At 72.5% G+C, this 8,866-nt stretch carries 10 protein-coding genes; 1 reads left to right on the plus strand and 9 read right to left on the minus strand.

Annotated features, from left to right (window positions below):
- Positions 1-106: 106 nt before the first annotated feature.
- The 8 genes from E1291_RS35055 to E1291_RS42600 all read right to left on the minus strand — a co-directional run bounded on the left by E1291_RS35055 (position 107) and on the right by E1291_RS42600 (position 7,163).
- Entirely contained in the window at positions 107-445 is a 339-nt protein-coding gene (locus E1291_RS35055) for a P-II family nitrogen regulator (protein WP_131742363.1), read from the minus strand.
- Positions 442-1,815, minus strand: a complete 1,374-nt coding sequence (locus E1291_RS35060; RefSeq protein ID WP_131742364.1) for an ammonium transporter — start codon at positions 1,813-1,815, stop codon at positions 442-444. Before E1291_RS35060 ends, E1291_RS35055 begins: the two co-directional genes overlap by 4 nt.
- Before the next feature lie 274 nt (positions 1,816-2,089).
- Positions 2,090-3,238 carry a signal recognition particle-docking protein FtsY gene (gene ftsY / locus E1291_RS35065; RefSeq protein ID WP_131742365.1) on the minus strand — a complete coding sequence of 383 codons (1,149 nt, stop codon included), beginning with the start codon at positions 3,236-3,238 and terminating at the stop codon, positions 2,090-2,092.
- Positions 3,239-3,337: 99 nt separating this feature from the next.
- Positions 3,338-4,027, minus strand: a complete 690-nt coding sequence (locus tag E1291_RS35070) for a DivIVA domain-containing protein (RefSeq protein WP_165495442.1) — start codon at positions 4,025-4,027, stop codon at positions 3,338-3,340.
- 5 nt (positions 4,028-4,032) lie between these two features.
- Positions 4,033-5,184 (minus strand): globin domain-containing protein, encoded by a 1,152-nt coding sequence (locus E1291_RS35075; RefSeq protein WP_131742367.1) that lies wholly within the window; start codon positions 5,182-5,184, stop codon positions 4,033-4,035.
- 6 nt (positions 5,185-5,190) lie between these two features.
- Positions 5,191-5,598: a globin domain-containing protein gene (locus E1291_RS35080; protein WP_131742368.1), complete on the minus strand. Its 408-nt coding sequence runs from the start codon at positions 5,596-5,598 to the stop codon at positions 5,191-5,193.
- A gap of 126 nt (positions 5,599-5,724) precedes the next feature.
- Positions 5,725-6,537 (minus strand): glycoside hydrolase family 16 protein, encoded by an 813-nt coding sequence (locus E1291_RS35085; RefSeq protein WP_165495444.1) that lies wholly within the window; start codon positions 6,535-6,537, stop codon positions 5,725-5,727.
- A 74-nt stretch (positions 6,538-6,611) separates the two neighbouring features.
- On the minus strand, positions 6,612-7,163 hold the full coding sequence (locus E1291_RS42600) for a hypothetical protein (RefSeq protein WP_165495445.1): 552 nt from the start codon (positions 7,161-7,163) through the stop codon (positions 6,612-6,614).
- 278 nt (positions 7,164-7,441) lie between these two features.
- On the opposite strand from E1291_RS42600, the gene E1291_RS42605 reads away from it, so the two are divergent.
- On the plus strand, positions 7,442-7,960 hold the full coding sequence (locus E1291_RS42605; protein WP_165495446.1) for a hypothetical protein: 519 nt from the start codon (positions 7,442-7,444) through the stop codon (positions 7,958-7,960).
- A gap of 119 nt (positions 7,961-8,079) precedes the next feature.
- Here the strand turns inward: E1291_RS42605 and E1291_RS35095 are convergent.
- Positions 8,080-8,866, minus strand: a 787-nt coding sequence (locus tag E1291_RS35095) for a glycoside hydrolase family 16 protein (protein ID WP_131742370.1), incomplete at its 5' end; no start/stop codon positions are given.

Genomic DNA, 8,866 nt, shown 5'->3' on the forward strand with positions numbered 1-8,866 from the left:
CGCGCCGCCGCGAGGGCGGAGCGGGCCGGCGGGCGGGACGGGCCGGCGGCCGTGCGCCGGGGGCCCGGCCGGGACAGGGTCACCTTCGTCTCCTCCGGTTCGTCTCCTAGAGGGCTTCCGGGCCGGTCTCGCCGGTGCGGACCCGGACCACCGAGTCGACCGGCACCGCCCACACCTTGCCGTCGCCGATCCGGTCGGTGCGGGCGGCCTTGACGATGACGTCGATGATGTCGTCGGCGTCCTCGGCCTCGACCAGGACCTCGATCCGCAGCTTGGGCACGAGGTCGACCTGGTACTCGGCGCCGCGGTAGACCTCGGTGTGGCCCTTCTGGCGGCCGTAGCCGCTGGCCTCGCTGACGGTCAGGCCCCTGACCCCGGCCGCCTCCAGGGCGGCCCGCACCTCCTCCAGCTTGAACGGCTTGATGACCGCAGTGATCAGTTTCACGCGCCGGCCTCGACCTTCGTCTCGGTGATCTCGGTCTCCGGGGTCGTCCCGCCGGGGCCGGCCGGGCCGGCGGGCGGGACGCGGGGCAGGGCGGCGCGGGTCGCGCCGCCGCCGGTGAGGGCGAGGTCGTAGGCGGTCTCCGCGTGGACGGTGACGTCGACGCCGGTCGCCTCGTCCTCCTCGGCGAGGCGGAACCCGACGGTGACGTCGATGACCTTCCCGATCACCCAGGCCACCGCGAAGGAGTACAGCCCGATCACCGCGGGGCCGAGCGCCTGGAGGCCGAGCTGCTGGAAGCCGCCGCCGTACAGCAGCCCCTTGTGCTGGCCGGGCAGGAACGGGTAGGCGGCGAGCAGGCCCAGCGAGAGGGCGCCGATCGCGCCGCCGACGAGGTGGACGCCGACCACGTCGAGGGAGTCGTCGAAGCCGAGCCGGTACTTCAGCCCCACCGCGTAGGCGCAGGCGGCGCCCGCGACGGCGCCGAGGACGATCGAGGCCCACGGGTCGACGAACCCGGCCGCGGGGGTGACGGCGACCAGGCCGGCGACGGCGCCGGACGCGACGCCGAGCGTGGTGGCGTGGCCGTCGCGGATCCGCTCCACCACGAGCCAGGCGCCCGCGGCGACGGCGGCGGCGATCTGGGTGTTCATGAACGCCAGGCCGGTGGTGCCGTCCACGGCGAGCTCGGAGCCGGCGTTGAAGCCGAACCAGCCGAACCACAGCAGCCCCACGCCGAGCAGGACGAACGGGAGGTTGTGCGGGCGCATCGGCTCCTTCGGCCAGCCCCGGCGGCGGCCGAGGACGAGGGCGAGCGCCAGGCCCGCCGACCCCGCGTTGACGTGCACGACGGTGCCGCCGGCGAAGTCCTCGATGCCGAGCTTGTTGAGCCAGCCGGTCCCCCACACCCAGTGCGCCACGGGGAAGTACACGAGCGTCGCCCATGCCACGCTGAAGACCATCCACGCGCCGAACTTGGCACGGTCCGCGATGGCGCCGCTGATGAGCGCGACGGTGATGACGGCGAAGGTCAACTGGAACGCGGAGAACACCATCGTCGGGATGTTGTCGCTCCGGTCCGGCGAAAGCCCTTCCGAGACCTGGGTCGCGACGCCTTTCAGGCCGACCGCGTCGAAACCGCCGAAGAACTTGTTGAGGAATGAGCTGCCGTTGTCGGTGAACGCGAGCGAGTGGCCGAACAGCACCCAGAGGACGGTCACGCCGATGATGCTCCCGAACGACATCATCATCATGTTGAGAACGCTCTTCGCGCGGGTCATGCCTCCGTAGAAGAAGGCCAGCCCGGGCGTCATGAGCAGCACCAGCGCCGTGGACGTGAGCATCCACGCGGTGGCGCCTGTATCGATCTTCATCTCGGGGAGTGCCCTCCTCGACCGGAAATACGTGGGACTGTCGAGCAGATTCCCGGGTCACCGTTTCGTCCGGTCGGCTCCCGTGTTTCACCGGCGTGAAACCCCGCGCCGCGATGTTTCGCGGAGGTTTCGGACCCCTCACCGTCCCTTTCTCCGGTCGTTGTTCCGGTGCCGGGGAAAGGTACGGAGAAAAGGCGGGCGCCCCGCGACCGTGGTCGGGTCGCGGGGCGCGGTCGCGCCGGTGGGGGGCGCGGGCCTCGTGGGGAGGGGCCGGTCAGTCTCCGAGGATGGCGTCCACGAACGCGCCGGGCTCGAAGGGAGCGAGGTCGTCGGGGCCCTCGCCCAGGCCGACCAGCTTCACCGGGACGCCCAGCTCGCGCTGCACCTGGACGACGATGCCGCCCTTGGCGGTGCCGTCGAGCTTGGTCAGGACCACGCCGGTGATGTTGACGACCTCGGCGAACACGCGGGCCTGCTGCATGCCGTTCTGCCCGGTGGTGGCGTCCAGGACGAGCAGGACCTCGTCGACGTCGGCCTGCTTCTCCACGACGCGCTTGACCTTGCCGAGCTCGTCCATCAGCCCGGTCTTGGTGTGCAGCCGGCCGGCCGTGTCGACGATCACGGCGTCGACCTTGGTGTCGATGCCCTGCTTGACCGCGTCGAAGGCGACGCTGGCGGGGTCGGCGCCCTCGTCCTTGCGGACGACCTGCGCGCCGACCCGCGAGCCCCAGGTCTCCAGCTGGTCGGCGGCGGCGGCGCGGAAGGTGTCGGCGGCGCCGAGCAGCACGGTGCGGCCGTCGCCGACCAGGACGCGCGCGAGCTTCCCGCAGGTGGTGGTCTTGCCGGTGCCGTTGACGCCGACGACCATGAGGACCGCCGGGCGGTTGCCGTGCGGCTCGGTGCGCAGCGTCCGGTCCAGGTCGGCGCCGATCTGCTTGACCAGCTCCTCCTTGAGCAGCGCGCGGACCTCCTCGGGGCTGCGCGTGCCGAGCACCTGGACACGGGTGCGGAGGTCGTCGGTGACCTGGCGGGCCACGGCGGCGCCCATGTCGGCGGTGATGAGGGTGTCCTCGATCTCCTCCCAGGCGTCGTCGTCGAGGGTCTCGCGCGACAGCAGCCCGAGGAGGGTCTTGCCGAACGCGTTCTGGGAGCGGGCGAGCCGGGCCCGCAGCCGGACGAGCCGTCCGGCGCCGGGGGGAGGCTGCTCGATCTCGATCGTGGGCGGCGGCGGGGTGGCCACGGTCGGCGGCGGCCGCTCGATGGTGGGCGCGGCCGCCTCGGCCTCGTCGACGGCGGTCGCGCCGCCGTGCCGCTGCGCCGGTTCGACGGGCGGGCGCTGGCGGCGGCCGGGCCGCAGGAACGCGACCCCGCCGACGATCAGGGCGACGGCGACCAGCCCTGCGATGACGATCAGATATTCCATAGCGCCCCCAGTTTTCCAGACCGGCGCCCCTGCGCCGAACACGCTGCGCTGACCCCCCGATCACGCGAACACGCCCGTCCGGGGGACGAGCGCGCGGGATCAGCCCCGGGGCGGCGGCTCCGGGGCTCCCCTGGGCAGGGATGCCCGCTCGGAACTCTCCCACTCGTCGACGTTCCGGAGAAGGGCCTCGAGATAGGAGCGCAGATGCGTCCGGTACACGTCACTGTAGGTTCGCAGGTAGGCGATCTCCTGTTCCATCCTGCGTCGTTCGTCGGGGGCGACCGGCGCGGCGTGCGCGCCCGAGGCCGCGGGCACGGGCTGCCCCGCCGTGCGGACCGCCGCCTCGGCGACCTCGGACGCCCTGCGGTGCGCGGCCTCCAGCAGCTGCTCGGCGCGGCCCTTGGCGTCGGAGAGGATCGCCTCCCGGTGCAGCCGGGCCTCGTGGGCGAGCTCGCGGGTGTAGCGCTCGGCGTCGGCGACGTACAGGTCGGCGGTCTGCTGGGCCTGCGACAGGATCCGGACGGCCTGGAAGTGGGCGTCCTCGGGCGCCATCACGCCGGGCTGCGAGCCGGCGGCCTCGGAGCGCAGCCGGGTCACCTCCTCCGCCAGGGACGCCTTGTCGTTGAGGATCTGGACGAGCTCGCGCTCGACGTACTGCAGGAAGGTGCGGACCTGTTCCTCGTCGTAGCCGCGCCTGCCGAGGGCGGCCCGCGGGAACACCACCGACTGCAGTTCGCCCGGCGTCAGCCGGGAGCCCTCGGACACCACGGGAAGGTTCGGGGAGTTCAACGGGGTCACCTCAGTGCGTCTGCGAAGGTTTCCAGCCTGATGCGTTCACGCTCGACGCCGAGCAGCGCGAGCCGGCCGGCGGTCTGCTCGACCATCGCCCCCGGGCCGCACACGTAGGCGTCGTGCCCGCTCCACGGGCCGCGCCTGGCCACGACGTCGGGCAGGTTCCCGTACTCGATCTCGGTGCCGCCCGACTGGAGCAGCGTGGAGAACCCGTGCCCGGCGGACTCCTCGGACACGGCGGGGACGACGGTGAGCCAGGGGCATCCGCTGGCGATCTTGGTCAGGTCCTCCAGGTCGTACAGCCCGTCCCGGTCCCGGGCGCCGAAGAACAGGTGCACGCGGGGCGGGGCGGGACGGCGCGCGAGCTGCTCCAGGATCGCCTTGAGCGGCGCGAGGCCGGTGCTGCCCGCGACGAGGAGGACGTCCCGTCCGGACGACTCGTCCAGGGTGAGCGTGCCGACCGGCGCGCCCATCCGGACATGGTCACCGGTCTGGGTGCCGCGGACCAGCACGGGGCTGACGGGCCCGCCGTCCACGAGCCGGACGTGGAAGTCGACGGTGTGGTCGGCCCGGGGCGCGTTCGCCATCGAGTAGTAGCGCCAGCTGCGCAGCCGGGACGGCACCTCCAGGGCGACCGACTGGCCGGCCAGGTAGGGCAGCGGCCGGTCCGGCTGGACGCGCAGGACCGCGATGTCGAAGCGCCGCCGCTCGACCGCGACGACCTGGCCGTTCCACCAGGCGGGCCGGGCCAGCGCGTCCTCGTCGGCGGCCTCCACCATGACCTTGGCGACGAGGGTGTAGGCGGCGTTCCAGTCGGCGGCGAGCTCGTCGGTCCAGGCCGTCCCGGAGAAGTGCCGCAGCGTCGCCAGGAGGCTGGCGCCGACGTGCGGGTAGTGCTCGGCGAGCGTCCCGAACTTGCGGTGGTCGCGGCCGAGCTGCTGCAGGAACGGGACCAGCCGCGGCAGGTCCTCGACCTGGGCGACGATGTGGCCGAGGGCGCGCAGCAGCTTGTCGCGCTGCCCGGTCATCCCGATGGGGAACATGTCGCGCAGGTGGGGGTGGCGGACGAACAGGTCGGCGTAGAAGAAGAGGGCGACCGCGTCGCCCTGCGCGGCGACCTGGGCGAAGCTGTCCTTCAGGCGTCGGGCGTCCACGACAGGTCAGCCGACGGGCTCGGCCGCGGCCCCGGACATGACCTCCGCGACGAGGCCGTAGGCGGCCTGCCAGTCGCGTTCGAGGTCGTCGTCCCACGCCGGCCCGCTGAAGAACGCGAGGGTGGCCAGCAGGCTCGCGCCGACCTGCGGGAAGTGCTCGGGCCGGACGCCGAAGCCGCCGTGCCGCCGCCCGAGGTCGCGCAGGTAGGGCACGAGCCCGTCGGTGTCCTCGACCGTCGAGACGACATGCGAGAGCGCCGCGAGCAGTTTTTCGTGCTGTTTCGCCATCGCCGCGGGGAACAATGATCTGAGCTGCGGATCCCGGGCGAACAAATCGGCATAGAAGTACTCCGCAACCTCTGTTCCGTTCGCACCCACCAGGGCGAAGTTATCTTTCAGTCGCTGCGGATCCATGGCACACCTCTCAAGCGGTTCTCCGCACCGGGCGGGGATGTCCGGAGAAGGGAAGCCGGAGAACCACGGTGCACATGCGTAGTGGATTGACTCATCGCACACAAGCCCGTCACAGTCGTCACGGGATTACAGCCGGTACATCCGTATCCAGTCAGCCTGCAGTGTTACCGGTGCGGCGGAGTCGACAATTGCGGCCGTCCTCGCGCGGTCGCGCGGGAACCAGTCGAGCTGGATCGTCTGGCCCATCGGGCCGGGCGGGAGCGCGGCCCGGTCCGCGGTGTGGAACCAGCGCCGCCCGTCGACGAAACCGCTGATCCCGGCCGGCGTCCACTCGACCGCGAACACGTGCCAGCGGGTCATGTCGACGGCGACCCGGGCGGCGAGGCGCCGCTCGCCGTCCTCGGGGCCGTAGTGCAGGTAGAACGCGGTGTGCCGGCGCCGGCCGTCGTCGATCGTCTCGGTGTAGTCGACCTCGCCCCCGCCGCCGGCGGGGCTCACTCCCCCGCCGCCGTTGACGGGCCACAGCAGCAGGACGGGGTGATAGCAGGCGCAGCCGCGCGACAGGCGGATCCTGGCCGCCCAGCGGCCGAACCGCCGGGCGCCGCGCCGCCAGGCGATCCCGCCGGTCGTCCCGCCGCGCCACCCGGTGATCGTGAGGACGCCGTCCCGGACCGACACCGCGCGGGGGCTGCGCCGCCCCGCGCCGGCGTGCCCGGGGCCGTCGTAGACCTCCCAGGCGCCGCGGTCGAGGGCGTTCCCGGAGAAGTCGTCGGATGCGACGGGACGGCCCCAGCCCCCGGGCCGCACGCCGATCGCCGGCCACCCGTGCCCGCCCCCGGAGGAGGGCACCAGACCGCCGTCCAGCGCGCCGCCCGGCACGCTCGCCACCAGCAGGCAGCCGGCGATGACGGCGGCCCGCCGCGTCCTCGACCCCAGCACGTCCACGATCCTCACGTCGGTCGCCGGCCCGCCGCGAGCGCTCTCCCCGGCGGATCCTGGGAGAGCGCCGCGTCCTACTTCCAGAACTTGATCGTGTACTTGCCGTTCGCGGTGACCCGGTACTGGATCTTCGGGTAGTTGAAACCCGAGCCCCACGGCGTGGTCCAGGCGACCTTGCCGTAGAACAGGATCGTCAGCTGCGAGTGGGCCTTGTTGAAGAGCGGCCGGGTGTCGAACGACTGGTCGTCGACGTTGAACTGGGCCTTGGCGAGCCGGTGGTAGGCCCTGGAGAGCTTGACCTTCTTGCCGTTGTAGCAGTACTCCAGGATCGCGTGCCACTCGTAGTGCTTGGAGCCGGTCACCGTCTGGTACACGTGGTAACGGTCGGCCTTGATGCACTTGTACCCGGGCGCCTTGGAGGCGAGCTTGGTGGTACTGGTCCCGGCCTTGACGAGCCGGACGTCCTGCCGGACCGCCGGGGCGGCCTTCTCGGCGGCGGCGACGGGACGGGCCGTGCCGCTCCGCGCGCCGGCGCCGTCGAGCGCCGCGTAGGTCCCGGCGACGCCGCCGCCGACGACCGCCGTGGCCAGCACCCCGGTCACGCCCAGCTTCACGCTTTTCCTCATGAGAGAACTTCACCTTTCCTGGTCGGCTCGTATCGGTCCTGCGATGACCAGAACGCTACGGACGGGCAATTTCCCGCCGTAGGGCCCTAGGACCCCGGACGGGCGAAAGGGGGGCCTCAGGCGAGGAATCCGTGCGGCCGATCGTGACCTGGACGTCCTTTCCCCGGCTGGCGAACGGTCGCGAAGGGCGTTAATGTTCGCAACGCCCCCCGATCAACCGAAAGCGGCGGCGACGGCCCTCGAAGTACGCGCGGAGAACCCGCCGAGGAAGGCTGACCATGGCTTATCGCTCCCCGGAGCGCGGCGGCGCCCTTCTCACGGGCGCCCTTCTCACCGTGCCGTTCCTCATGGCGGGCTGCGGCGGCGACGACCATCCGAAGGCCGAGACCGTTTTCACGGTCCCGTCCTCGCCGACGCCGAGCGCCGCGGTGGAGACGGCCCCGGGAACGCAGCCGGGCATCGAGGGCGCCCGCGCGGCGCTGCGGGCGTTCCTGCGCGGCCAGGCCGCGGGCGACCCGGCGGTCTGCCGGTACGTGGCCGAGGGCGGCGCGTTCGTGAAGGGGCCGGCGCTGCGCGGCGACTGCCCGCAGGGCGTGCGCAACACCCCGCACCTCGTCCGCCCGATGGAGCGGCAGGCGCTGCGCACCGTGGAGGTCGGCGGCGGGCGGATCGTCGGCGAGGAGGCCTTGATCCCCTTCTCGTCCCTGCGCTGGACGAGCGGCTCCATGACCGTGAGCACGCTTCAGGCCGAGTACACGCTCCAACGCGAGAACGGGAACTGGCAGATCGTCCGCTGACGGCCCGCGCGCCCGCCACCACGGCCCTCGATTCGCAGGCCCCGTGCGGGAACGCCGACGGCGCCGCCCCCCGGTGGCCGAAAGGGAGGGAGCGGCGCCCACATGGTGGTCGGTGGGGCTCAGGGCCGGTACATGCGGATCCAGTCCACGAACAGGGTCGCGTTGGTCCCGAGGTCCACGCCCTTGGCCGTCTTACGGGTCAGGGAGCGGAAGAAGTCGAGCTGAATGGCCTGCCCCATCGCGCCGGGGGGCATCGCGGCGCGCTTGGTCGTGTGGAACGTGCGCCGCCCGTCGACGTAGCCGGTGATGCCCGAGCCGTTCCACTCGACGGCGAACGCGTGCCACTTCGTCAGGTCGACGTTCACGCGCGCGTTCAGGGTCTTGGGCTTCTTCTCCGGACCGTAGTGCAGGAAGAAGTTGGTGGACTTGCGCAGGCCGTTGTCCCCATAGGTCTCCATGTAGTCGATCTCGCCGCCCCCGCCCTTGGGGTCACTGCCGCCGCCCCCGTGCACGGGCCACAGGAGCAGGTTGGCGTTGTAGCAGGCGCAGGCACGGTTCAGCAGGATCCGCGCCTCCCACCGGCCGCGCTTCTGCGCGCCGCGCATCCAGGCGACGCCGCCGGTCGTGCCGTCCGGCTTGCCGGTGATCTGCAGGGCGCCGTTCGCCACCTTCACCTGCCGCGGGTCGCGCCGCCCGTCGCCCGAGCGCCCGGAGTAGACCTCCCAGTCGCGGGGGTTGAGGCTCCGTCCCCGGAAATCCTCGGACGCGATGGGCCGCCCCCACTTGTACCGGCCCGCCGCGGTGGGTCCGGCGGCGACGGGGACCGGCCCGCCCCCGCCGCCGCCGTTCCCCGCGGGCCGGCCCGTGCCGCCGGCCGCGACGGCCGGAGCGGATCGCTCCAGCGCG

It is taken from the genome of Actinomadura roseirufa (genome assembly GCF_900659635.1).
Classification (GTDB): Bacteria; Actinomycetota; Actinomycetes; order Streptosporangiales; family Streptosporangiaceae; genus Spirillospora; species Spirillospora roseirufa.